This window comes from Neorhizobium sp. IRS_2294, assembly GCF_050500145.1.
GTDB classification, from domain to species: domain Bacteria; phylum Pseudomonadota; class Alphaproteobacteria; order Rhizobiales; family Rhizobiaceae; genus Neorhizobium; species Neorhizobium soli.
In genome coordinates this window covers 1,226,876-1,250,359 of the sequence record NZ_CP191439.1, presented here as the reverse complement: position 1 = coordinate 1,250,359, position 23,484 = coordinate 1,226,876, and the positions used below count along the sequence as shown (strand labels likewise).

Sequence of the window (23,484 nt, the reverse complement as noted above, 5' to 3'; positions counted from 1 at the left end):
CGTGGTTCATGCGGTGTGGCTCACGCCACCTGTCGTCCAGCCTTGCGCGGCGAACTGCGGTCATTGGCGTCAGACATTACCAGCAGGTTGCGAATTCCCTCGCCTTGGAAGTCCTGGACGATCTTTGCGACATCCTCTTCCTTGAACTCAGGCACGGAGAGAATGACCTCCGCCTTTTCGTTGCGGGTCAGTCGCGACAGCATCGGCGCTTCCGCCGGGCCGCATTCGATCAGCACTAGATCATAGGCGTCTGCGAGTGCATCGACGACCATCGGCAGCCGATCGGCGCCCCTCATGGCGCGAACCGGATCGGCAGAACCGAACGGGATGATATGCGCATCCGAGAGACGGTCCGGATGGATGGCTTCCCCGAACGCAACCTCGCCGCACAGCAGATCGGTGATGCCGGCAAGCTTGACGTCCTGCGCCATCAGCCGTGTCGGGCAAGCCGAGCCGGTCATGTCGATCAGGGCGACGGTGCGACCGCGCTCCGAAATTTCACGGGCCAACATCACGGTCGCCGTCGAGCCTGCATCGCCACCGGGCGACACGACCAGGCCGATCGGCACCGCACGGCGCTGGAGGTAGCGGGCAACGGACGCGATCGTGAAGGATTCCTCCTCCCCGTCGTTCGCCGGCGGCGCCACGGCAATTTCTTCGACCGGTGGCTCGGCAGCGATCGAAGCCTCCTGCTTCTGATCAACTTCCGCGCCCTTCGCGGCAGCGGCATCCTTGCGGGAGGCAGCCAGCATTTCCTTTGCCGCCGCGAACAGTCTGTGTTCGCGCTTTGGCCGATCTGCAACAGTTTCTGCCGCAACCGGAGCTGCGGCGGGTGTTGTTGCAACCAAAGCGCCGGCAGGGGTCGGTTCGGGCTCGGCCGGGGCCGGTTCGACTGGAGGCGTTGCGACCTCGTGTGGTGTCAGCAGGAAATCGTCCTCGCGACGGCGATTGAGAGGGCGGAGCGCTCGGCCGCTGAACAGTTCGGCGATGATGACGACCAGGCAGCTGACGATCAGTGTCGCAAGCGTCGCCACGATGACGATCGGGATGACCTTCGGAAAGAAGGGTTCCGACGGTTCGACCGCGCTCGATACGATGCGGGCATCCGCAGGGCTTGAATTGGCGTCGCGGCGCGACGTCGCCTCGCGGTAGCGCACGAGATAGGTTTCGAGCAGCTGGCGCTGGGCAGACGCTTCGCGTTCCAGGGCCCGCAGCCCGACTTCCTCTTCACCGGCCTTGGCCGAATCAGCCTTCAAGCCGTTCATCTGCTGCGTCAGCTGACGCTCGCGGAGCCGTGCAATCTCTCTCTCGTTGTCGAGGCTTGCCAGGATCTTCTGGGTTTCACGCTCGATCTGCTGATTGATACCGCTGAGCTGCGCGCGAAGTCCCCGAAGACGCGGATGGTTGTCGAGCAGGGATGTCGAAAGATCATTGATCTGCGCCTGCAAATTGGTCTGGGTTTCCTTCAGACGCTGGATGACCGCCGATCCCGCGACGTCCGCCAGCGTGTCCGAAGCGCGGCCGGCTCTCAAACCAGCGCGGACGTTTTCCGAACGGGCCTCGGCATTGGCGAGATCGGCGCGAACGCGGGCAAGTTCGGTCGATATATCGTTCAACTGCTTGCTGGAAAAACTGTTGGCTTCGCTGGTCTGGAAAAGGCCGTTCGAGGAGCGGTAGTCCGCCACCTTCTTTTCGGCATCGTTGACGCGGGTCGTCAGGTTGGCGATTTCCGGCTCCAACCAGCGGGCGGTTTCGGCATGGGTGTCCACCTTCGAGCCACTCTGGATCTGAAGATAGGCTTCGGCCATCCGGTTCGGCACATCAGCCGCGAGCTTCGGATCATGCGATGCAAATTCGACGGCGATGACGCGCGAGCCCTCGACCGGATAGACCGACAGCTTTTCGCGGAACTTCTGGATGACCCGGTCTTCCGGATCGATCGCCATCGGATCCTGCTTCAGGCCGACCATCACCAGAAGGTCCGGCAGTGCCGACTGTCCAGCCGGGTCGAATTCCGGGCGATCGGAAAGCTTCAGATCGCGCGCAACCCGCTTGATGAGGTCGGTCGATTGCAGCAGCTGGGCCTGGCTGGTGATGTTAAGCGTGTCCAGAACCGGATCGTTGGAACTGCCTGCCCCTTCCCCGCCGGAGAGGTTCGGCGATCGCGATTCGATCAGCAGCCTGGTTTCGGCCTTGTAGCTGGGTTTGATCAGCGAGGCGCCGACCAGCGCCAGCGCGCCCGCCGCGATCGTGACGGCGAGGATCTTCGCCTTGCGTTCCCAGACGGCCGCGATGACCTGCCTGAGGTCGATATCCACATCCTGATGGCCGCCGTTTACGCCAGACATTGCCCGCTCCAAACTGGTCTATTTGGGCGGACAGTAAATTATCATGGTAACGCTACAGTTAATGAGCCGCGGCTTCGAAGAAAAACCGGACTCTGATCTTGCAGGCATTATTTCCGAGGGTCGTCTCGCCTCTCTTTACCGGGCATTAACCCTAATGGATCGATAACAGGCTCGAAATCGTCGAACCACCACCCCGAGCCTGGGACGCGAACATGCTATTCGCCCAAGACAAGAAAAATCCGACGCGCAACCAGCGCGCCAAAACCGTTCTGGCTCTTGCGGCGGCAGCCGTTGCGATGACGCTGTCGGGCTGCGCCTCCTACAAGCCGGCTCCCAAAAGCTTTCAGGAAGCGACGATCCAGCCTTACCGGCTGGACAGCGGCGATCGGCTGCGTGTCAGCGTCTTCGAACAGCCGAGCCTTTCCAACACCTATACCGTCGATCAGGCCGGCTATATCGCCTTCCCGCTGATCGGTCAGATCACGGCCCGGGGCCAGACCATGCCGACGCTCGAGGGTGCAATCGCCGCCAAGCTCAAGCAGGGCTATCTGCGCGATCCCGACGTGACGATCGAAATGGATCGCTACCGCCCGGTTTTTGTCATGGGCGAAGTCGGACGACCCGGACAGTATTCCTATGTGCCCGGCATGACGGCACAGAACGCCATCGCAATCGCCGGAGGCTTTACCTCCCGCGGAAACCAGCGCGATGTCGACGTCACACGCAAGATCAACGGCGAGGTCATCACGGGCCGTACGACGATTTCCTCACAGGTCCTCGCTGGCGACACGGTCTACGTCCGCGAGCGGCTGTTCTGACATCATCATGTTGGCTGAGGCCCCTCCCTTGCGCATCCTCCATTGTTTCAGGTCGCCCGTCGGCGGGATCTTCCGCCATGTGCGCGACCTGGTGGAAGAACATCGGGCTGCCGGCCACGAGGTCGGCATCCTCTGCGACAGCTCGACCGGTGGCGAGCATGAGGACAGGTTGTTCGACACGATCCGGCCGCAGCTTTCGCTTGGCCTGACACGAATTCCGATGCGCCGTTCGATCGCTCCTTCCGATCTTGCGGCACTCTACAGAAGCTACAAGCATATCAAGAGCTTGCGGCCGGACATATTGCACGGACACGGCGCCAAGGGCGGCGTTCTGGCGCGATTGATCGGCTCAGCCTTGCGGGTTAACAGGTATTGCGTGGCCCGCCTCTATTCGCCGCACGGCGGCAGTCTGCATTTCGACCGGTCCAGTCTTTCGGGCAAGGTCGTGCTGCAGCTCGAACGGTTCCAGGAACGCTTCGGCGATGCCCTGGTCTTTGTCTGCGATTATGAGCGCCGCACCTACGAGGAAAAGGTCGGAAAACCGCTCAAGACCGCGCGTGTGATCTATAACGGAATTGGCGAGGCCGAGTTCGAGCCGGTACCGGCGGTCATTTCCGCGGTCGACTTTCTCTATATCGGCATGCTGCGCGACCTGAAGGGACCGGATGTCTTCATCGACGCCTTTGCCCGAACGGAACGCGCGGTCGGTCGGCCGCTCTCGGCGCTGATGGTCGGCGACGGTCCGGACCGTGAGCGCTACGAAGCCATGATTTCCGAACGTGGCCTTGGCCGCCGGCTGACGATGATGCCGGCCATGCCCGCCCGCAAGGCGTTTGCCCTCACAAATTTCGTCGTCGTTCCGTCGCGGGCGGAAGCGATGCCCTATATCGTGCTGGAAGCGCTCGCCGCCGGGAAGCCTGTCATCGCATCGCGTGTCGGCGGCATTCCCGAAGTGCTGGGTGTGAAAAGTGCGGCCCTTGCCGTCCCCGGCGACGCCACAAGTCTTTCCGAAGTGATGACGCAGGCACTGCAGACACCGGAGTGGCATGACCGCGTCATGCCGAAGCCGTCCGATTTCAAGGCGGTGTTTTCCGCCCCCGTTATGGCGGACGACATGCTTCACTTGTACCAGGATTTACTCGGCCAAATCCCGGACCGCAGGTACAGCTAAAGGCTTCTTTAGCTTCTTTTTGCTACTGGACTGAGACTACTTCTGCGCCTTCGCGGCAGCTGAGTCGAGGATCCTGGCATGAGCCCGCTGAACAAGCCCGATGAATTCGACGTCGAAAGCCTTCGCCGCAAGGTCTCCGAGATGCGTGCGAGCGAGGAGAAGGAAGCGGGCGCGGTCCTCAATCCCTTCGCACGCCAGATCGCCCAGCAGTTCCGCGAAACCAGCTATTCGCCATCCCTGCTGGTCGGACTGATCCGGCTTACCGAATTTGCCGCGATCCTGATTGTCGGCCTCATCGTCGACCTGATCTACGGCGCGACCGAGATGTCGCTTTCCCGCCTGGTCATCATCACCTTCGGTTCTGCCATCACGCTTCTGCTTCTGCAGATTGCCGACACCTATCAGATCCCCTCCCTGAGGTCCGCCAACAGGACCTTGAAGCGGGTCCTCATCACATGGGCCTTCGGTTTTGTCCTGACCAATCTCGCGCTCAGCTTTGCCGCGGGCGGTTGGGTGCCCGTGACCGGTCTCATCGTCTGGTTCTCCGTCAGCTGCGTCGTCCTTGCCGCCGAGCGGCAGGCGATCGCGCTTGGCATCCGCCACTGGGCGCGCAACGGCGTGATGGAACGCCGCGCCGTAATCGTCGGCGGCGGCGAACCTGCCAAGCAACTGGTGCGCGCTTTGGAACGCCAGTCGGATAACGACATCCGCATCTGCGGCATCTTCGACGACCGCAACAGCGACCGCTCGCCGACCGTTGTTGCCGGCTACCCGAAGCTCGGTACCTTTGCCGAGCTTGTGGAATTCTCGCGCCTTGCCCGTATCGACATGCTCATCATCGCGCTTCCTGCCAGCGCCGAGCAGCGTATCCTGCAGCTTCTGCGCAAACTCTGGGTTCTGCCGGTCGATATCCGGCTCGCGGCGCATGCGAACCGCCTGCGCTTCCGCCCACGGGCCTATAGTCACGTCGGCACCGTTCCGATGTTCGATATTTTCGACAAGCCGATCCGCGACTGGGATTCGGTCGCAAAGCGCATCTTCGATATCGTCTTTGCCGTGTTCGCGATCGCCTGCCTCTGGCCCGTCATGCTGGCTGCCGGCATTGCCGTGAAGCTCAGCTCGAAAGGGCCGATGCTGTTTCGCCAAAAGCGCCACGGCTTCAACAATGAGATCATCAACGTTCTCAAATTCCGCTCGATGTACACGAGCATGAGCGACCAGACCGCGATCAAGGCCGTGACCAAGGGCGATCCGCGGGTCACGCCCGTCGGCCGGTTTCTGCGCAAGTCCTCGATCGATGAGCTACCGCAGCTGTTCAACGTGCTGAAAGGAGAGCTGTCTCTCGTTGGTCCCCGTCCGCATGCGGTCAGTGCCCAGACTGGCGAACGCAGATATGTGGACGTCGTCGAAGGCTACTTCGCCCGCCACCGCGTGAAACCCGGCGTGACTGGCTGGGCGCAGATCAACGGACTGCGCGGCGAGTTGGACAGCGACGAAAAGATCCGTGCCCGCACCGCCCACGATCTCGACTATATCGAGAACTGGTCGATCCTGTTCGATCTCAAGATCCTGTTCCTGACGCCGATCCGGCTTCTCAACACGGACAATGCATATTGACGACGCTGGCCGCACATGAGACCCGGCCGTTCAACGTCCATCTGGCCGTGTTCGCTCTCGTGGCAAACGGCGTGCTGGCCTTTGGCGTCTTTCTGTCCGGCTTCGTCATGTCGGAGCCTGCCCCTTACGAACTGATGATGGTGGCCCAGATCGGCCTCTGGTTCCTGTTCGGGCTCAGGATCTCCCGGACGGTCGCGATGCTCATGGCGATGCTGCTGATCTTCAACATCAGCGGCCTGTTTTCCATCTTCGTAATGAAGGATTCGTCCGGCGCCGGTATGTATTATGCGGTCTCGATCTTTCTCGCGCTCACCGCCGTGTTCTTTGCAGCGGTCATAGAGAACGACCATCGGCGGCTGAAGATCATCTTTCATGCCTGGGTGGCGGCCGCCATCATCACGGCCGCTCTCGGCATCCTCGGCTATTTCGACGCGTTTCCCGGGGCCCATGTCTTTACCCGCTATAACCGCGCCATGGGCGCCTTTCAGGACCCCAACGTGTTCGGCCCCTATCTGGTCGGCCCGCTCCTTTATCTGCTTTACCGCATGCTGACCGGCCCGGTCATCCGTACCCCCCTTCTCATCCTCGGCATGCTGGTGCTGGCGATCGGCATCTTCCTGTCGTTTTCACGCGCGGCCTGGGGCCTCCTGCTGTTCGGTGCCATCGCGCTGATCGTCCTCATGCTCCTCAAGGAGCGCACGACGGCATTCCGCCTGAAGATCCTGGTCATCTCGATTTGTGCCGGCGTGGCTCTCGTGCTCGCCCTTGCGATCGCTTTGCAGATCCCGCAGATCGCCGACCTGTTTTCCAACCGTGCGAAACTGGTGCAGGATTACGACGGCGCGCGGCTTGGTCGCTTCGAGCGGCATAAGATCGGCTTTCTGATGGCAATGGAGCGACCGCTCGGCATGGGACCGATGGCGCTTGGAAAAATCTTCGGCGAAGACGAGCACAATATTTGGCTGAAGACGCTCACGACCTATGGCTGGGTGGGTGCGGTGACGTATCAGATCATGATCTGGTCCAGCCTGTGGATGGGTTTCCGCTATATGCTGCGCGAACGGCCGTGGCAGCCTTTTCTGATGATCGCATGGGTCCTGATCCTGGGACATGCGATGATCGGAAACGTCATCGACACGGACCACTGGCGGCATTTCTATCTCTCGCTCGGCATTCTCTGGGCGTGCGTCGCCCTGGAAAACCGCTATCAGCGAAACACCACTGCCGCGATGCCGCCGTTACAGGCCTGAGTTGTTGCCTCTAGCGCAAGTCCTTGACATTGGATCGCGTTGCGCCAGATTTCTCGTATGTTGACCGCATCACAAATTCGCGCTGCGCGCGCACTCACCGGCATCTCGAAAGACGCGCTTTGCGCCGCTTCGGGCCTGTCCTCCGTCGAATTCGACAACGCGGAGGCCCATGACGCCCTGCCCGACCCAACCATCAGTGAGAGACTGAGGGCATTCTTCGAGACAAGGGGCGTTATATTCCTGGCAGCCGGCGACGGCGGATCCGGAATGGGACCGGGTGTGAGACTGAGGCAAGACGGTCAGGAAGAGGGCATGCGTCCCGAAGATCTCAACGCCGCAAACGACGATTGAAAAAAACCTGAAACTCGCTGGAACATATTGAGCTCATAGGCGTTTCCCGGCCAGAATTGCATAGTCGGGGAAATTCATGACGCGTTCCAATAATCTGTACTTCATCATCGGCGCTCTCGTTGTTCTGGTCGTCGGTCTGGGGTTCTATGTCTACCGCGAAGAAACCAAGCCTAAGGGCGTAGAATTCAGCATCGGCCAGGATGGCGTCAAGGTCGAGGAAAAGTAGTTTTTCCGGGAAAACCGAGCTTAAGAAGTTTCTCTATTTAACGTCGTTTTTATATGCACTAGATATTGGAGGATACCATCCTCCAATATCTGTGAGGGGGCACAATGTCGCATATTACACCCGTCGATCTTCAGCAGTCCGGAATGAAGAAGGTGTGGAGCGTAACTGACTTTGCGCGCCGTTACCGTCTCGACAAGGACGAGGAAAACCGTCTTCTGCAGCTCCTGGGGTCGTTTGCTTCCGAGCAGGAGCTTCTGATGAATGCGAGCCGGACAGCGCGTTTTCGCTAACGCGAACTACTATCACGTCTGCTACGCCTATACTTGCTGATTGATCGCAGGCGGAACTTTACCACTCACAAATCAGTTACATCCCCGTGAATATCTTGCGCCGCAGGCCCTGCCACGGCTCCATACACGGAGGATACAATGATCAATGTTTTCGCAAAAGCAGGCCTGGCCTTGGCCCTGTCCGTCTGCACCCTTGGTGCGGCCACTGCCCCGGCATCGGCCCAAGACGTACAGCTGCGCATCGGACCTGACGGCGTGCGCCCGGTGATCCGCGACAGGGATCGCGATTACGACAGACGCGATCGCCGCATGGGCTGCAGCCCTGGCGAAGCACGCGCCGCCGCTCGCGACGAAGGCTTCCGTCAGACGGAGATCGTCCGCGCCACTCGCCGCAGCATCACCGTCCAGGGCATGACCCGTCGGGGTCCCGACCGGATCACCTTCGCCAATCGCCCTGGTTGCCCGGAAATCTAAGACTGACTGAAAAGGCCCCGCAAGTGCGGGGCCTTTTTTTGCTCGAGCTATATCTCGACAACAGCGGCAAAAATGAAAAAGGGTCAGCTCGTGTTTCGGAGCTGACCCTTTTAGATCGAAATGCACTGGCCGTTACCGCCAGAAATCCAGAACTTAGAATACGAATGCGTAGAGCAGCACGATTACAAGGATCGGAACGCCCATCGCCCAAAGTACAACACCCTTCAACATCACATTCTCCTTTGTTTTCCTATCTGACAACGCGTCGGGAACACTGACGTTCCAGCCAAATGCAAATTGTAGTCAGATAAGTCGAACGCGGTTCGGGATGATCCATCATTCGTTCACAGGTTCTGGTGAGTGACGTGGCAACAGGATGGCGTGACGAAAGACGAGTTCACCAATGGCGAGCTCAGGTCAAAGCGGCTCTGGGGGAGCCTGCCGCCGAAGGAAGAATGGTCGGAATGGCCGGATTCGAACCGACGACCCCTTGACCCCCAGTCAAGTGCGCTACCGGGCTGCGCTACATTCCGCCACATCGCTTCGAGCCGGCGGACCGGCGTCGCGTGAAGCATGCATTCCATACTGACATGATCTTCACCACGCAAGGAAAAAATCGGCTTTCAGTGGATCCTGGATCGAAGGTCTTGCTTCAATAAGAAAGCCGGCCCCATTGTCTGGGGCCGGCCTGTCAGGACGCCTTGGCGACTGCCCTATCAGTAGGGCGAGTAGCACAGCTGGCGCGGGCCGTTATAGGGCTGGAATGTATTGTCATAAGCCCTGTAGGACCGGTAGCGGTTGGCGCACCAGTTGACGTGCGCGCTATTGGCGTTCACGTAACGACGTGGCTGCACGTAACGCGGTTCGGCGTAGCGCGGCTGGGATGCAATGGCACCGCCAATCAGAGCGCCGGCAGCAAGACCGCCGATGATCGCACCCGAATTGTGGCCACGGTAGTGGCGACCGCGATAATAGTCGCCGCGGCGGTAGTCGCGATGGTGACGATAGTAGCGACGACCTTCCCAACGATCACGATGCCGCCACTGAACCTGCTGGACCTGATAAACGCTCTGCGGCGCTTCGATGGTCTTCGGTGCGTTGACGACAGGGAAGGCGTGTGCCGGTACCATGCTCGTCAGTGCCGTCATGGCCGAGACGACAATGATTGCGAGTTTTTTCACGTTTGCATCTCCTCTAGTGTTTCCTCGTAGGTAAATGTTGTACCTTCGCGTTTGAACCAGAGGTGAACGGTAAATTTACAGTGAGTTCATGTAAGCAGGTATCGGATCAACGAACCTGGTCCAGCAGGCGCTTGCATTCCAGAAGGTCAAACAGTGCCTCCTGTAGCAGGGCACGGTCTTCCTTCCCGACACTCGATTTTCCAACCGAGACTTCCAACTGGTCCTCCCCGGCCCCGCCGAAACCGAAGAACCGGCCGCTCGGCTTTACCTTCGGGCGCCCGACGACCTGATCTTCTTCCTGGGTGGAAATCTTCGGCTCGGCATTCTTCTCGCTGTTGGCCGCCATGATGGCTTCCATTGTGGCGATATCACCCGATGCGATTGCTGAGACGAACTTGTTGCCATTCGTCTTCAGGAGCTTCTGAACGCCCTTGATCGTGTATCCGTGGTCGTAGAGAAGGTGACGTATCCCCTTCAACAGATCCACGTCCTCCGGGCGGTAGTAGCGACGGCCGCCTCCCCGCTTCATCGGCTTGATTTGCGGAAACCGCGTTTCCCAGAAGCGCAGCACGTGTTGCGGCAGGTCGAGATCGTCAGCGACTTCGCTGATGGTGCGGAATGCGTCCGGGCTCTTGTCCAAGTGTCAATCTCCAGGGATCGAACGGCCGTGCGGCGCGAAAGGGGTCAGCACGAAAGGCTGGACGAGGATTATGCGTCGAATCGCACATTTCTCAACGGCTTGCACCGAAAGATTCAAGTGTGTTCACAAGATTGGTGTTTTGGCAGGGGTGCCAGCGTGCAAAACGGGCGGGTCAGCTCGCAGGGCTTGCCGGCCTCTGCTTGACCTTGCGCAATGTGTGCGCCTTGAGGATGCGTTGCTTCAAAACATTGGATGCCTTGAAGGTCATCACCCGGCGGGGTGAGATCGGTACTTCCTCGCCTGTCTTCGGATTGCGACCGATGCGCTCGTTCTTGGCACGCACCTGAAATGTCGCAAACGACGAAAGCTTGACCATTTCGCCGCGAACGATGGCGTTGCAGATTTCGTCGATTACCGTTTCGACGAGTTCCGCCGATTCCGTGCGAGAGAGGCCAACCTTGCGAAAAACCGATTCCGCCAGATCCGCGCGTGTGACTGTCTTGCCGGCCATGGTCCCCCGCCTGATTTAATGTGATATTATCAAAGCCCGCAAACAGTATTTTGGTTGTGCCCCACGGTCAAGCGCCCCCGGGCCAAGCATCTGTTCGGCATTGATTATTTCATAATATGGCTCAGGTTTTCAGCCGGCATCACCAGCGGATCAGGACGGCCCCCCAGGTGAAGCCGCCACCCATGGCTTCCAGCATCACAAGATCGCCCTTCTTGATGCGACCGTCGGCACAGGCGACTGAAAGCGCAAGCGGGATCGATGCCGCCGACGTGTTGCCGTGAATGTCGACGGTGACGACGACTTTCTCGGTGGGAATGTTGAGCTTCTTGGCAGATCCATCAATGATACGACGGTTGGCCTGGTGCGGTACCAGCCAGTCGATATCCTCGGCAGTCGTGCCGGTCGCCTCGAATGCGTCCTCGATCACGTCGGTGATCATAGCCACCGCATGCTTGAAGACCTCACGGCCTTCCATCTTCAGGTGCCCGACCGTGCCGGTCGTCGATGGGCCGCCATCGACGTAGAGCTTGTCCTTGTGGGATCCGTCCGAGCGCAGATGCGCCGTCAGGATACCGCGGTCGGCAATCGTGCCCTCGCCTTCCTGAGCCTCCAGCACAACGGCGCCGGCGCCATCGCCGAACAGCACGCAGGTTGTGCGGTCGTTCCAGTCCAGAATGCGGGAAAAGGTTTCGGCGCCGATCACCAGCGCGCGCTTCGCAAGCCCGCCACGCAGGTGGAGGTCTGCCGTCGTCATCGCGTAAACGAAGCCGCTGCAGACCGCCTGCATGTCGAAAGCGTAGCCATGCTTCATGCCGAGCCGGTTCTGGATCTCGACGGCGGTCGCGGGAAAGGTGTTGTTCGGCGTCGAAGTCGCCAGAAGGACCAGATCGATGTCGTCAGGTGTCAGGCCAGCATTATCGAGCGCTGCCCGCGCCGCCTTCTCACCGAGCGATGCCGTCGTTTCGTCGTCGCCGGCGATGTACCGCTGGGTGATGCCGGTGCGCTGGACGATCCACTCGTCCGACGTGTCGACCATCGTCTCCAGCTCGCGATTGGTGACGACCCGTTTCGGGAGCGCTGCCCCGTAACCGCGAACAACTGATCGAATCATAGTCAAATCACATCCTAACGTCATGCGGCTTCAGGGCCGGCCGGCGGCAGGCGTCTGGCATGATAAATCTTCAAATCCTGCGAAATTTTGGCGTTGAGGTCATTTCGCGCCATGTCATAGCCGACTGCGATCGCGGCCGCGATGCCTTCGGCGTTGGCGCTACCGTGGCTCTTGATCACAATACCGTTGAGGCCGAGAAAGACGCCGCCATTGACCTTGTTCGGGTCCATCTTCTCGCGCAAGCGATCGAATGCTGGCTTGGCGAGAAGGTAGCCGATCCGGGCAAGCAGCGTGCGCGACATGGATTCGCGCAAAAGCGTGGCGATCTGGCGCGCAGTTCCCTCAGCGGTCTTCAGAGCGATATTGCCGGTAAAGCCTTCGGTCACCACAACGTCGACAGTGCCCCTGCCGATGTCGTCGCCCTCGACGAAGCCGTGATAGGAGAGATGCGGCAGGTTGGCTTCGCGGATAAGCCGACCGGCTTCCTTCACCTCTTCCTGCCCCTTGACCTCTTCGACACCCACATTGAGAAGCCCGACGGTGGGGCAATCCACTTCGAACAGGGCCCGCGCCATGGCACCACCCATCAGCGCGAAATCGAGCAGCTGCTGGCTGTCAGCGCCGATCGTCGCGCCGATATCGAGAACGATGCTTTCGCCCTTCAGCGTCGGCCAGATGCCTGCAATTGCGGGGCGTTCGATACTCGCCAACGTGCGAAGACAGAATTTCGACATTGCCATCAGCGCACCGGTATTGCCGGCGGACACAACGACATCAGCTTCGCCAAGCTTCACGGCTTCGATGGAACGCCACATGGTCGAGACATAGCGACCACGGCGTAGCGCCGCACTCGGCTTCTCGTCCATGGCAACGGCCAGTTCGCACGCGTGGAACACTGACCGTTCACGCAGTTTCGGATAGCGTGCAAGCCACGGCTCGCATTCGGCTTTCAGTCCGTAGAGGAGAAAACTGACGTCGGGATGGCGTTCGAGCGCCTTCGCGGCGCCCGCCATGACAACCTCGGGGCCAAAGTCGCCACCCATGGCGTCAATCGAAATTCTGATCACGCGTCCCTGATCCTTGTTTTAACCGGCCGCACGCGCCTGCAACGAATGCCTGCGCCGACTTTTGCTTCTTCAGTGGGCACGCTCATGCGCCGCCCTGCCGGCGAAATCGTGGCCAAAATATAGGTTTTGTTTCTGCTTACAACCGGTCTCAGTCTTTTTTCCAATCCTTGAGCGCAGCAAACGGATTGGGTTTGGTCGCCGGATCGTTTGGGTCGCTCTCGATATGGTCCTTGAAATCGATGCCCGGCCTGCGCGGATAAGGGTCTATCGCCAGTGCCACGAACTCGGCAACGACCTCGCCCGCATCGATCGTATCACCAACGAACATTTCCGGCAGGTCCGGACCATCAGGATCGACCACCATCTCGGCGCTTTCGGCAGTGACGACGCGCGCAAGCTTGGATCCCTCAGGCACGAAGACCTGATCGAAATCTTCTGAAATGGTCGACGACACCGGATCGAGCGTCACCACGCAGGCCTGGGTGACGGCGGCCTTGACGTGGCCCTTGAGGCGCACGCCGTCCTTCTTCCAGCGGGCAATGTAGATTTCCGCCTTCAACGAACTGACCGATACGACGTCCCAGAGAACGGCCAAGCCCTTCAGCTCGTTTTCATCGGCTTCAACAGTGACAGTGACGGGATTGGCCGAAATGTTTCCGACCTTCACAGGATAGGAGAACGGAGGCTTGCCGCCTTTGGCCTTGCTGGGTTCTTGATCGCGTTTCATTGTTCCTCGCCTTCCCGGACCGGCTGCGGCACGACCAGCAGCCCACGGGAAATCGTATCTTCCGAGACCGCTGACATAGCGGTTTCGGTGGTTGTCATCCAGTGCGCAAGTGCGCTCATGTCTTGTATATCGGTGGCTTTAGGATGGATATTACGGTGCAGCGCTGCGGCAAGCGCGGTTTCGTCGCCGCTGTCGAGAGCTGCGGCGTAGGTTTCTAGCCGACCGTAGAACATGCCCGCGAGCTTCTTCATCCGCTTCGGAACCCCCTGGTCGCCGATTCCGAGCTCGCGAATCGAATGGTCGATATCCTGAAAGAAGGCATCGACGATCTCCTGCGCCAGTTCCTGCCCGCTCGGCCCCGACTTCGCCGTCCGGCGAAAAAACAGGATCATCACGATGGACAGCATTTCAAACCGGCCCATCACGGTATCGGGTACGCCGAAATCCTCGTAGAAGACGGGGATGCGCGCTGCCGACGTCAGGGCGTAGTATTGCCGGTTGACGATGGTCTGATTGCTGTTTTTCTTTTTGAACAGGCCGAATATCATCGTGTTTCCTGCATTTGCCTTCATGTTTGCGTCATGGTCGAAGCTGGCGATGTTGCATGCAAACGAAAGCTGGTTTACCGAAGCAGGCACGAATTGCAATGCATTCGCCATCGGCGGGCTTCGGTTCGGCTATCCGGAAGCGGCAGTCAGCTGTCCCCGGAATAGCCACAATGGTATGAGCAGCAGAGTAACCGGCTTCCGCCGGCACATCGACATGTGGGGGATACCGTTGAAGAAGCGGGTTTTCGGATACGAAATGAAAGCGTTGAGCAAAACGGCGGCGGCCCTTGTCGTTGCATCGATTGCAGTTTCCGGCTGCACGTCCATGGAAATCGGCGACACGATGTACAACGGCTATGTCGTTGACCAGCAGTCGCTGAACCTGATCCCTGTCGGTTCAAGCCGCGAGCAGGTGATCCTGACCATGGGTACACCGTCGACGACCGCGACCTTCGATACGGAAGTGTTCTATTACATTTCCCAGAAGCGCCACCGTCGGGCAGCCTTCATGAAGCCGCAGATCGTCGAGCAGAGCGTGCTTGCCATCTATTTCGACAAGAACGGCGTGGTCGCCCAGCGCGCCAACTACGCACTTCAGGACGGCAAGGTGTTCGACACGATCTCGCGCACGACGCCAACCGGCGGCCGCGACCTTACCTTCCTGCAGCAGCTTCTGTCGGGTGGTTCCGGAGCAGCAAGCGGCGGTGCAGGCCAGATCCGCAACATGCTGCAGAGCATGGGCAACTGACAAGCGCATTTCCGAATATCAAAAAGCCCGCGATACCAATGGTACCGCGGGCTTTCTTTTGTCTGGATGAGACCTGCTTCTAGTGGGCGAGAACCGCGAGCAGCAGAAGGGCGACGATGTTGGTGATCTTGATCGCCGGGTTGACGGCAGGGCCTGCCGTATCCTTGTAGGGGTCACCCACCGTATCGCCTGTCACCGAAGCCTTGTGGGCTTCGGATCCCTTCATGTGGCGGGTGCCGTCCTTATCGACGAAACCGTCCTCGAAGCTCTTCTTGGCATTGTCCCAGGCGCCGCCGCCCGAGGTCATCGAGATCGCGACGAACAGGCCGTTGATGATGACGCCGAGAAGCGAGGCACCGAGCGCTGCAAAGGCGGACGCCTTGTCGCCGCCCGAGACGAGAAGCACGCCGAAATAGACGAAGATCGGCGCGAGAACCGGGAGCAGCGAGGGCACGATCATTTCGCGAATCGCAGCCTTGGTCAGGATATCGACCGCGCGGCCGTAGTCGGGCTTTTCCGTTCCTTGCATGATGCCGGGCTTTTCGCGGAACTGCCGGCGAACTTCCTCGACAATCGAGCTTGCCGCCTTGCCGACCGCCGTCATGGCGATGCCGCCGAACAGATACGGGATGAGGCCGCCGAACAGCAGACCGGCGACCACATACGGATTGGACAGGCTGAACGAGATCTGGCCTACCCCCTGGAAGTACGGATATTTATCGGCGTTTGCCACGAAGTACTGGAGATCGTTGGCATAGGCCGCAAACAGCACCAGTGCGCCCAGACCGGCCGAGCCGATCGCGTAGCCCTTGGTGACGGCCTTGGTCGTATTACCGACGGCATCCAGAGCATCCGTGGCTTTGCGAACATCCGGCGGCAGATGCGCCATTTCGGCAATGCCGCCGGCATTGTCGGTGACAGGGCCGAAGGCATCGAGTGCCACGATCATTCCGGCAAGGCCGAGCATGGCGGTGACGGCAATGCCTGTGCCGAACAGTCCGGCGAGCTGATAGGTGGAGATGATGCCGCCAACGATGACGAGTGCCGGCAGTGCGGTCGATTCCAGCGAGACGGCCAGCCCCTGGATGACGTTGGTGCCGTGGCCCGTGACGGAAGCCTGGGCGATGGAATTGACCGGCCGCTTGTTGGTGCCGGTATAGTATTCGGTGATCACAACGATCAGTGCCGTCACCACGAGCCCGACAAGGCCACAGGCAAACAGTCTGGCGCCGGTGATGTCCATGCCGGCAACCGTGCCGATCATTCCCCAGCCAATGGTGATCGAGGTCGCGATCGCAAGCCCGACAATGGACAGCAGCCCCGTCACGATCAGTCCCTTGTAGAGGGCGCCCATGATCGAGCCGTTTGTGCCGAGCTTGACGAAGAACGTGCCGACGATCGAGGTGATGATGCAGGTGCCGCAGATCGCCAGCGGATAGAGCATCGCCTGGTCGATGACGGCGCTGCCGGCAAAGAAGATTGCCGCGAGCACCATGGTCGCAACGACCGAGACTGCGTAGGTCTCGAACAGGTCGGCCGCCATGCCGGCGCAGTCACCGACATTGTCGCCCACATTGTCGGCGATCGTTGCCGGGTTGCGTGGATCGTCTTCCGGAATACCGGCTTCCACCTTGCCGACGAGATCGCCGCCGACATCGGCGCCTTTGGTGAAGATGCCGCCGCCGAGGCGCGCGAAGATCGAGATCAGCGAGGCACCGAAGCCGAGTGCCACAAGGGCATCGATCACTTCGCGTGAACCGACCGCATGGCCAAGCACAGTTGTCAGGATGAAAAAGTAGATGGACACGCCGAGCAGTGCGAGGCCCGCGACAAGCATGCCGGTGATGGCGCCAGACTTGAAGGCAATGTCGAGACCTGCCGCCAGACTATGGGATGCCGCCTGCGCCGTGCGCACATTGGCCCGCACCGACACGTGCATGCCGATGAAGCCGGCAGCGCCCGAGAGAACGGCGCCGATGATGAAGCCGATGGCTGCCGTGCCAGACAGAAGAAACCATGTGAGACCCGCAACCAGCACGCCGACGATGGCAATCGTCATGTACTGACGTGACAGATAGGCCTGCGCGCCTTCCCGGATATAACCGGCGATCTCCTGCATCCGCTGATTGCCTTGATCGGCGGCAAGTACGGAACGCGTGGCCCATGCAGCATAAATGATCGACAGCAGACCGCAGACGATCACACCTAGAATTACAGTCATGCGAATTTTCCTCTCCCTGACCGGCTACGGCCGATGCCGCCCCGGCATTCTGCACCCTCCAGCAACGGCTTTCCCCTCCCAAGGAACGCAGCTGTTGCCATGCGCGGGTGAGATTGCGGTGAGGAACAACCGCCGTCAAGCGCTACGACGGTAATAGAACCGGGTCAGTTGGCTTTTGCGACGGGCCTGCGCAGCATCAGCGCCAGAATGAGAAGAAGGCAGAAGATCGCGACCGGCCAGATCACCAGGTTGATGAATGACCAGCCCCAGGTGACGAACACCTTGCCCGAGGAGAAGGAGGACAGTGCCACCGTGCCGAAGAGGACGATGTCATGAAACCCCTGCACCTTGTCGGCCTCCTGCGGGCGATAGCTGGAGGCGACGATCGTGGTCGAGCCGATGAAACCGAAATTCCAACCTATCCCGAGCAGGACCAGCGCCAGCCAGAAATTCCACAATTCCACGCCCATATGGGCAACGATCGCGCAGCCCATCAGCGTGACGAGGCCGGCGGCGACCACTTTTTCCGCGCCGAAGCGGGTGATCAGCATGCCGGTGAAAAAGCTTGGGCCGAACATGGCGAGCACATGCCACTGAATGCCGAGCGCCGCCAGTTCCGTCGGAAAGCCGCAGCCGATCACCATGGCGAGCGGCGCACCAGTCATCACGAAGGTCATCAGCGCGTAGGTGCAGATACCGCAGACCATGCCGGTCATGAACCGCTGCGTCACGACGATTTCCCGCAGCGACCGTGCCGGCGGCTGCTGGGTTGAGAGCGACGCATCCGCCTTGGTCGGAAGACGCAGGAAGGCCATGATGCAGATACCGGCAAGGCAGAGCGGGATCAGCATCAGGAACGCACCGGCGAAGGTCACCGGCGCCAGCCAATCCTTTGCGGCGATGGAGAGCTGAGGCCCGACGATCGCCGAGACGATACCGGCCCCGAGGATCCAGGAGATGGCTCGCGGCTTATAGGCTTTGGGAGAAATATCGGCAGCGGCGAAGCGGATCTTCTGGGTGAAACCGGCGCAGGACCCGACCAGCAGCAGCGCGAAGGCAAACAGCCAGAAATCACCGCGAAACAGCGCAATTGCCGCAAGCCCGCCGCCGATCGCGCCGAGCATGCCGCCCGACATGAAGGCCGCCTTGCGGCCCAGGAACTTGGACGCGATGGCAATCAGCACCGCACCGACGGCCGTGCCGAGGTTGAACGCGGTGATCGGCGCTGTCGCAAGCGACTTGTCGTCGCCGAGAAGCTGGTAGCCGGCAAGAGCGCCGATCGACACTGTGAGAGGTGTGGCAGACCCCAGGATGGCCTGGGTGCCTGCGAGCAGAAAGACGCTGCGGCGGGCGGTGCTCAAGTCAATTCTTTGACGCTCGACCGCTTCGTCCATCTGATGCTCTTTCCGGGATGTTACTTCTTCGCGTCGCCGCGGATCTGCTTGGCAATGCGGTCGAGAACCGCATTGACGACCTTCGGCTCGTCTTCCTCGAAGAACGCGCGGGCAATTTCGACATACTCGGTGACGATGACGGCCACCGGGACATCCTTGCGCTCGACGATCTCGAACGTTCCGGCACGCAGGATGGCGCGCAGGGTCGAATCGATCCGCGACAGCAGCCAGTCCTCCTGGAGCGCCGAGCGGATCAGCGGGTCGATCTTGTCCTGATCGCGCACGACGCCGGCAACGATAGAGCGGAACCAGGAGGCGTCCGCCTTGAGATAGGTATCGCCATCGAGTTCCTGGCCGAGACGATGCGCCTCATATTCGGCCACGACCTCGAGAACGCCTGTGCCGCCGACATCCATCTGATACAGGGCCTGGACGGCTGCCAGACGCGCCGCGCCACGCTGATTTGCCGGCTTGACCGGATGCTCGCCTTCTTTGGACATTCTATCAACCACCATTCAGCTTTTCGCGCAGCGCGATCATGGTGAGGCAGGCACGGGCCGCAAAGCCGCCCTTGTCCTTTTCGGACCGCTTGATGCGCACCCAGGCCTGCTCGTCGTTCTCGACGGTCATGATGCCATTGCCGATCGCCAGCGATTCGGAGACCGCAAGATCCATCAGCGCGCGCGAGGATTCGTTCGAGACGATGTCGAAATGGTAGGTTTCGCCACGGATGACCATGCCGAGTGCGACAAAGCCGTCATAGGACGTGCCGTCCTGATCGCCGGCATCGAGCGCCATGGCGATTGCCGGCGGAATTTCGAGGGCTCCCGGAACCGTCACCACGTCGTAGGTCGCACCCGCATCCTTGAGAGCGGTCGTTGCGCCATCGAGCAGCGCGTCAGCCATGTCGTCATAAAACCGTGCTTCCACGATCAGGATGTGAGGTGCGTGTTCTTGCGGCATGATTTCACCTTGGTTACATCGGCGCGTTGGGCGACAGGCCGAATAGTCGGCGGTCAAAACATGCCCGGCCGGGAATGGCAAGTGGTTTTCGCTGAACGCTGCGTTGCAGGGCGCGAATACCTATTGTGCAACGTCATCGGGGCGGAACAGGAGGAGCGCAGCTTGCCCGCTGCCGCCTGTTTCCGCATGTCGTCGGGTCAGCCTCAGCCTGTCGGGAACTGGGCAAGCCTTGCTGCGTAACGAGCCATCGTATCGACTTCGAAATTGACGAAATCGCCGGCCTGGCGATCGCCCCATGTGGTGACGCCCAGCGTGTGCCTGATCAGCAGCACGTCGAAATCGGTGTTATCGACAGCGTTGACGGTGAGCGATGTGCCATCGAGCGCAACCGAACCCTTCGGCGCGACGAAGCGGGCGAGACTTTCCGGCGCCCGAAGGCGAATGCGGACTGCTTCGCCTTCCGAGGTCACGGACAGGATCTCCGCCTTACCGTCGACATGGCCGGAGACGATGTGGCCGCCCAGTTCGTCGCCGATCTTCAGCGCCCGCTCCAGATTGACGCGGGTACCGGATGTCCAGCCAGCGATCGTTGTCAGCCGCAGCGCTTCTTCCCAGGCTTCCACCTCGAACCAGCGCTCGTTGCTGCCATCGTCCGGTAAGTTGGTCACGGTGAGGCAGACACCGCCATGAGCGATCGACGCACCCATCGTGATCGTCTTCGGATCGTAGCTCGTGGCGATACGGAGCTTGACGCCCTCGTCCATCGGGGTCGTCGCCGCTACGGTTCCGACATCGGTGACAATTCCGGTAAACATCGACGACCTCTATGACTGCTCGATTTTCTGGAAATCGTAGGAACGGTCGGGACCGAACGTATCCTCACGAACCAGCTGGAAACCCTCCGGCATATCGGATGGCGACAGAGGCGATTCAAGACCGCCCTCACCCACCATCGTCGGCCCCTGCGACAGCACGATCCGATCGACGAGGCCGGCATCCAGAAAGGCCTTGCCAACCGTTGCGCCGCCTTCGACGAATAGAAGGGAAACTCCGCGTGTCGCCAACTGGTCGAGAAGTGCTGCGAGATCGCCTGCCTCGATCACATCGACACCTGCGGCCAGAAGTTTCTCGCGCTTTTCGGACTCTTGCGAGACCGGCACGCAGGCGACGATCACAGGCACGTCGCGGGCAGACTTCACCAGAAGGCTGTCGAGCGGCAGTTCGAGACGGCGGTCTAGAATAATGCGGACGGGCGATCTGTCGCTCATCTCGGGAAGCCGGACCGTTAGTTGCGGATCGTCGGAACGGACGGTTCCCATACCAACCAGGATCGCATCGCTTTCGGCGCGCATGACATGCACCTGGGCACGGGCGAGCGGCCCGGTGATCAGCACTTCCTCGCCACGGCGTCCCAGCATTCCATCGGCCGAGACGGCAAGCTTGAGCGTGACGTAAGGGCGGTGGCGGATCTGGCGGGAGAGATAACCGGCGAGCGCGCGCTTGCCGTCATCTTCCATGAGGCCAAGCTCGGTCGCGATGCCCGCATCGTGCAGGATCTTCAATCCCTGACCGGAGACGCGCGGATCGGGATCGGCGACGCTGACGACAACGCGGGAAACACCGGCCGCCACGAGCGCATTGGCGCAGGGCGGGGTCTTGCCGTGATGGGCGCAAGGTTCGAGCGTCACATAGGCGGTCGCCCCCCTCGCCTTCTCGCCGGCAACGGCGAGCGCGCGGGCTTCCGCATGTGGTCGGCCATCGCGGGCCGTAACCGCTGCACCAACAATGGCACCATCCCTGACGAGCACGCAGCCGACCGATGGATTGGTCATGGTCTGGCCTTCATGCCAGCGCGACAGCCTCAGCGCTGCGGCCATGAACCGCTGGTCGTCGGCCTCCGACATGGCGTCAGGACTCCAGCCCGGGATCGCGGGCAATCTTGGCGTTGATCTCGGAAATCACTTTCTCGAAGTCCTCCGCATGGGAGAAGTCGCGATAAACGGATGCGTAGCGCACGAAGGCGACGTCATCGAGGCTTTTCAGCGATTCGAGCACCTGCAGGCCGATCTCTTCGGAGGAGATTTCGCTCTCGCCCGAGCTTTCGAGGCGCCGGACGATGCCGGAGACGGCGCGCTCGATGCGGTCGGGATCGACGGGCCGCTTGCGCAGCGCGATCTGGAACGACCGCACCAGCTTGTTGCGGTCGAAAGGTACCTTGCGGCCGGTCTTCTTCGACACCAGCAGCTCGCGCAACTGCACGCGCTCGAATGTCGTGAAGCGACCGCCGCAGTCAGGGCAAATGCGCCGCCGCCTTATGGAGGTGAAATCCTCGGCCGGACGCGAGTCCTTGACCTGGGTATCTTCCGAACCGCAATAGGGGCAGCGCATCGTGTTTCCTTAGAGGTACGGGTACATCGGGAAGCGATTGGTGAGCGTCATCACCTTTTCGCGGACACCCGCTTCCACCACCGCATTGCCCTCGTCCGAATTGGCCGTCTTCAGGCCGTCAAGCAGTTCGACGATCAGATTACCGATTTCGGTGAACTCGGCTTCCTTGAAGCCGCGCGTCGTTCCGGCCGGCGTGCCGAGACGGATACCGGACGTGACGAAGGGCTTTTCAGGGTCGAACGGAATGCCGTTCTTGTTGCAGGTGATATAGCCGCGGCCAAGCGCTGCTTCGGCCCGCTTTCCGGTCGCGTTCTTCTTGCGCAGATCGACCAGCATCAGGTGGTTGTCGGTACCGCCGGAGACGATGTCGAGACCGCCTGCCACCAGTGTTTCCGACAGGGCCTTGGCGTTCTTGACGATCTGAGCTGCATAATCCTGGAATTCAGGCTGCAGCGCTTCGCCGAAGGCCACCGCCTTGGCGGCGATGACATGCATCAGCGGGCCGCCCTGCAGGCCGGGGAAGACAGCCGAGTTGAATTTCTTCGCCAGATCCTCGTCATTGGTGAGGATCATGCCGCCGCGCGGCCCGCGCAGCGACTTGTGGGTCGTGGTGGTCGCTACATGGCAGTGCGGGAACGGCGACGGATGCTGGTTGCCGGCAACAAGACCGGCGATATGCGCCATGTCGACCATGAGCCAGGCACCGACTTCGTCGGCGATCTCGCGGAAACGTTTCCAGTCCCAGGTGCGGGAATAGGCCGTGCCGCCGGCGATGATCAGCTTCGGCTTGGTCGTGCGGGCCTTCTCGGCCACGGCATCCATATCGAGAAGGTTGTCGCCTTCACGAACGCCGTAGGACACAACGTTGAACCACTTGCCGGACATGTTGACCGGCGAACCATGGGTCAGGTGACCGCCCGAGTTGAGATCGAGGCCCATGAACGTGTCGCCCGGCTGCAGCAGCGCCAGGAACACGGCCTGGTTCATCTGCGAACCGGAATTGGGCTGGACGTTGGCGAAGTTCACACCGAACAGCTTCTTAGCGCGTTCGATGGCAAGTTCTTCGGCGATGTCGACGAACTGGCAGCCGCCGTAGTAGCGCTTGCCCGGATAGCCCTCGGCATACTTGTTGGTCATGATCGAGCCCTGGGCTTCGAGCACGGCACGCGACACGATGTTTTCCGAGGCGATCAGTTCGATCTCATGGCGTTGACGGCCAAGTTCCTTCTCGATCGCGCCAAAAATATCCGGATCGGATTCGGCCAGCGGGCGGGAGAAGAATGCTTCGGTATTGGACATGTGCGAGGCTCCTCGAAGGGTGGCAGGCGATGTGACGCGTCTTAGCCTTCCCTTCCGATCAGGGCAATACACGGAGCGACATTTGCGCGTCCAACTCCGTTTCGAGACAACGGCAAAAGGCCGCACCACCCTTTCGGGCGA

The 23,484-nt window shown here is 60.6% G+C and carries 25 protein-coding genes and 1 tRNA gene; 9 read left to right on the top strand and 17 right to left on the bottom strand.

Annotation, left to right across the window (positions count from 1 at the left end):
- Positions 1-20 precede the first annotated feature (20 nt).
- Complete coding sequence (locus tag ACQY1K_RS06005) at positions 21-2,348, bottom strand: exopolysaccharide transport family protein (protein ID WP_092661953.1); 2,328 nt, start codon at positions 2,346-2,348, stop codon at positions 21-23.
- Positions 2,349-2,644: 296 nt separating this feature from the next.
- On the opposite strand from ACQY1K_RS06005, the gene ACQY1K_RS06000 reads away from it, so the two are divergent.
- The 8 genes from ACQY1K_RS06000 to ACQY1K_RS05965 all read left to right on the top strand — a co-directional run bounded on the left by ACQY1K_RS06000 (position 2,645) and on the right by ACQY1K_RS05965 (position 8,545).
- Entirely contained in the window at positions 2,645-3,166 is a 522-nt protein-coding gene (locus ACQY1K_RS06000) for a polysaccharide biosynthesis/export family protein (RefSeq protein WP_062454730.1), read from the top strand.
- A 10-nt stretch (positions 3,167-3,176) separates the two neighbouring features.
- Positions 3,177-4,337 carry a glycosyltransferase family 4 protein gene (locus tag ACQY1K_RS05995; RefSeq protein WP_430258932.1) on the top strand — a complete coding sequence of 387 codons (1,161 nt, stop codon included), beginning with the start codon at positions 3,177-3,179 and terminating at the stop codon, positions 4,335-4,337.
- 78 nt (positions 4,338-4,415) lie between these two features.
- The gene (locus tag ACQY1K_RS05990; protein ID WP_325261105.1) at positions 4,416-5,954 is read left to right on the top strand and encodes an undecaprenyl-phosphate glucose phosphotransferase; all 1,539 of its coding nucleotides are present in this window, start codon (positions 4,416-4,418) and stop codon (positions 5,952-5,954) included.
- The gene (locus tag ACQY1K_RS05985; protein WP_430258523.1) at positions 5,951-7,204 is read left to right on the top strand and encodes an O-antigen ligase family protein; all 1,254 of its coding nucleotides are present in this window, start codon (positions 5,951-5,953) and stop codon (positions 7,202-7,204) included. Before ACQY1K_RS05990 ends, ACQY1K_RS05985 begins: the two co-directional genes overlap by 4 nt.
- A 57-nt stretch (positions 7,205-7,261) precedes the next feature.
- Positions 7,262-7,555, top strand: a complete 294-nt coding sequence (locus tag ACQY1K_RS05980) for a DNA-binding protein (protein WP_209900547.1) — start codon at positions 7,262-7,264, stop codon at positions 7,553-7,555.
- A gap of 76 nt (positions 7,556-7,631) precedes the next feature.
- Positions 7,632-7,781 (top strand): hypothetical protein, encoded by a 150-nt coding sequence (locus ACQY1K_RS05975; protein ID WP_092661949.1) that lies wholly within the window; start codon positions 7,632-7,634, stop codon positions 7,779-7,781.
- 104 nt (positions 7,782-7,885) lie between these two features.
- Positions 7,886-8,071: a hypothetical protein gene (locus tag ACQY1K_RS05970; protein WP_062453266.1), complete on the top strand. Its 186-nt coding sequence runs from the start codon at positions 7,886-7,888 to the stop codon at positions 8,069-8,071.
- A 138-nt stretch (positions 8,072-8,209) separates the two neighbouring features.
- Positions 8,210-8,545, top strand: a complete 336-nt coding sequence (locus ACQY1K_RS05965; protein ID WP_062579960.1) for a hypothetical protein — start codon at positions 8,210-8,212, stop codon at positions 8,543-8,545.
- 456 nt (positions 8,546-9,001) lie between these two features.
- On the opposite strand, the gene ACQY1K_RS05960 is transcribed toward ACQY1K_RS05965, so the two are convergent.
- From ACQY1K_RS05960 to ACQY1K_RS05925, 8 genes are all read right to left on the bottom strand, one after another.
- A tRNA-Pro gene (locus ACQY1K_RS05960) sits at positions 9,002-9,078 on the bottom strand.
- Between the two features lie 183 nt (positions 9,079-9,261).
- Complete coding sequence (locus ACQY1K_RS05955) at positions 9,262-9,726, bottom strand: BA14K family protein (protein WP_430258522.1); 465 nt, start codon at positions 9,724-9,726, stop codon at positions 9,262-9,264.
- 106 nt (positions 9,727-9,832) lie between these two features.
- Positions 9,833-10,366 (bottom strand): MerR family transcriptional regulator, encoded by a 534-nt coding sequence (locus tag ACQY1K_RS05950; RefSeq protein ID WP_062453269.1) that lies wholly within the window; start codon positions 10,364-10,366, stop codon positions 9,833-9,835.
- A 172-nt stretch (positions 10,367-10,538) separates the two neighbouring features.
- Positions 10,539-10,877 carry an integration host factor subunit alpha gene (locus ACQY1K_RS05945; protein WP_192076741.1) on the bottom strand — a complete coding sequence of 113 codons (339 nt, stop codon included), beginning with the start codon at positions 10,875-10,877 and terminating at the stop codon, positions 10,539-10,541.
- A 139-nt stretch (positions 10,878-11,016) separates the two neighbouring features.
- Entirely contained in the window at positions 11,017-11,988 is a 972-nt protein-coding gene (locus tag ACQY1K_RS05940) for a beta-ketoacyl-ACP synthase III (protein ID WP_062453271.1), read from the bottom strand.
- 20 nt (positions 11,989-12,008) lie between these two features.
- The gene (gene plsX, locus ACQY1K_RS05935; protein ID WP_062453272.1) at positions 12,009-13,055 is read right to left on the bottom strand and encodes a phosphate acyltransferase PlsX; all 1,047 of its coding nucleotides are present in this window, start codon (positions 13,053-13,055) and stop codon (positions 12,009-12,011) included.
- 148 nt (positions 13,056-13,203) lie between these two features.
- Positions 13,204-13,782 (bottom strand): YceD family protein, encoded by a 579-nt coding sequence (locus ACQY1K_RS05930; protein WP_430258521.1) that lies wholly within the window; start codon positions 13,780-13,782, stop codon positions 13,204-13,206.
- On the bottom strand, positions 13,779-14,330 hold the full coding sequence (locus ACQY1K_RS05925) for a ubiquinol-cytochrome C chaperone family protein (RefSeq protein ID WP_062579953.1): 552 nt from the start codon (positions 14,328-14,330) through the stop codon (positions 13,779-13,781). The genes ACQY1K_RS05930 and ACQY1K_RS05925 overlap by 4 nt, the downstream gene beginning before the upstream one ends.
- A gap of 223 nt (positions 14,331-14,553) precedes the next feature.
- Between ACQY1K_RS05925 and ACQY1K_RS05920 the strand changes: the two genes are divergently transcribed.
- Entirely contained in the window at positions 14,554-15,078 is a 525-nt protein-coding gene (locus ACQY1K_RS05920; protein ID WP_062454732.1) for an outer membrane protein assembly factor BamE, read from the top strand.
- Positions 15,079-15,157: 79 nt separating this feature from the next.
- On the opposite strand, the gene ACQY1K_RS05915 is transcribed toward ACQY1K_RS05920, so the two are convergent.
- From ACQY1K_RS05915 to glyA, 8 genes are all read right to left on the bottom strand, one after another.
- The gene (locus tag ACQY1K_RS05915; protein ID WP_430240721.1) at positions 15,158-17,299 is read right to left on the bottom strand and encodes a sodium-translocating pyrophosphatase; all 2,142 of its coding nucleotides are present in this window, start codon (positions 17,297-17,299) and stop codon (positions 15,158-15,160) included.
- A gap of 164 nt (positions 17,300-17,463) precedes the next feature.
- Positions 17,464-18,693, bottom strand: a complete 1,230-nt coding sequence (locus tag ACQY1K_RS05910; RefSeq protein WP_062579950.1) for an MFS transporter — start codon at positions 18,691-18,693, stop codon at positions 17,464-17,466.
- A gap of 20 nt (positions 18,694-18,713) precedes the next feature.
- Entirely contained in the window at positions 18,714-19,193 is a 480-nt protein-coding gene (gene nusB, locus ACQY1K_RS05905) for a transcription antitermination factor NusB (protein ID WP_062453277.1), read from the bottom strand.
- A gap of 4 nt (positions 19,194-19,197) precedes the next feature.
- Positions 19,198-19,656, bottom strand: a complete 459-nt coding sequence (gene ribH / locus ACQY1K_RS05900) for a 6,7-dimethyl-8-ribityllumazine synthase (RefSeq protein WP_062453278.1) — start codon at positions 19,654-19,656, stop codon at positions 19,198-19,200.
- Positions 19,657-19,859: 203 nt separating this feature from the next.
- Positions 19,860-20,471, bottom strand: a complete 612-nt coding sequence (locus ACQY1K_RS05895; RefSeq protein WP_430258520.1) for a riboflavin synthase — start codon at positions 20,469-20,471, stop codon at positions 19,860-19,862.
- Positions 20,472-20,480: 9 nt separating this feature from the next.
- The gene (gene ribD, locus ACQY1K_RS05890) at positions 20,481-21,560 is read right to left on the bottom strand and encodes a bifunctional diaminohydroxyphosphoribosylaminopyrimidine deaminase/5-amino-6-(5-phosphoribosylamino)uracil reductase RibD (RefSeq protein WP_430258519.1); all 1,080 of its coding nucleotides are present in this window, start codon (positions 21,558-21,560) and stop codon (positions 20,481-20,483) included.
- A gap of 4 nt (positions 21,561-21,564) precedes the next feature.
- Positions 21,565-22,044 carry a transcriptional regulator NrdR gene (nrdR, locus tag ACQY1K_RS05885; RefSeq protein ID WP_062453281.1) on the bottom strand — a complete coding sequence of 160 codons (480 nt, stop codon included), beginning with the start codon at positions 22,042-22,044 and terminating at the stop codon, positions 21,565-21,567.
- A gap of 9 nt (positions 22,045-22,053) precedes the next feature.
- The gene (gene glyA, locus ACQY1K_RS05880; RefSeq protein ID WP_062579943.1) at positions 22,054-23,343 is read right to left on the bottom strand and encodes a serine hydroxymethyltransferase; all 1,290 of its coding nucleotides are present in this window, start codon (positions 23,341-23,343) and stop codon (positions 22,054-22,056) included.
- Between the last annotated feature and the right edge of the window lie 141 nt (positions 23,344-23,484).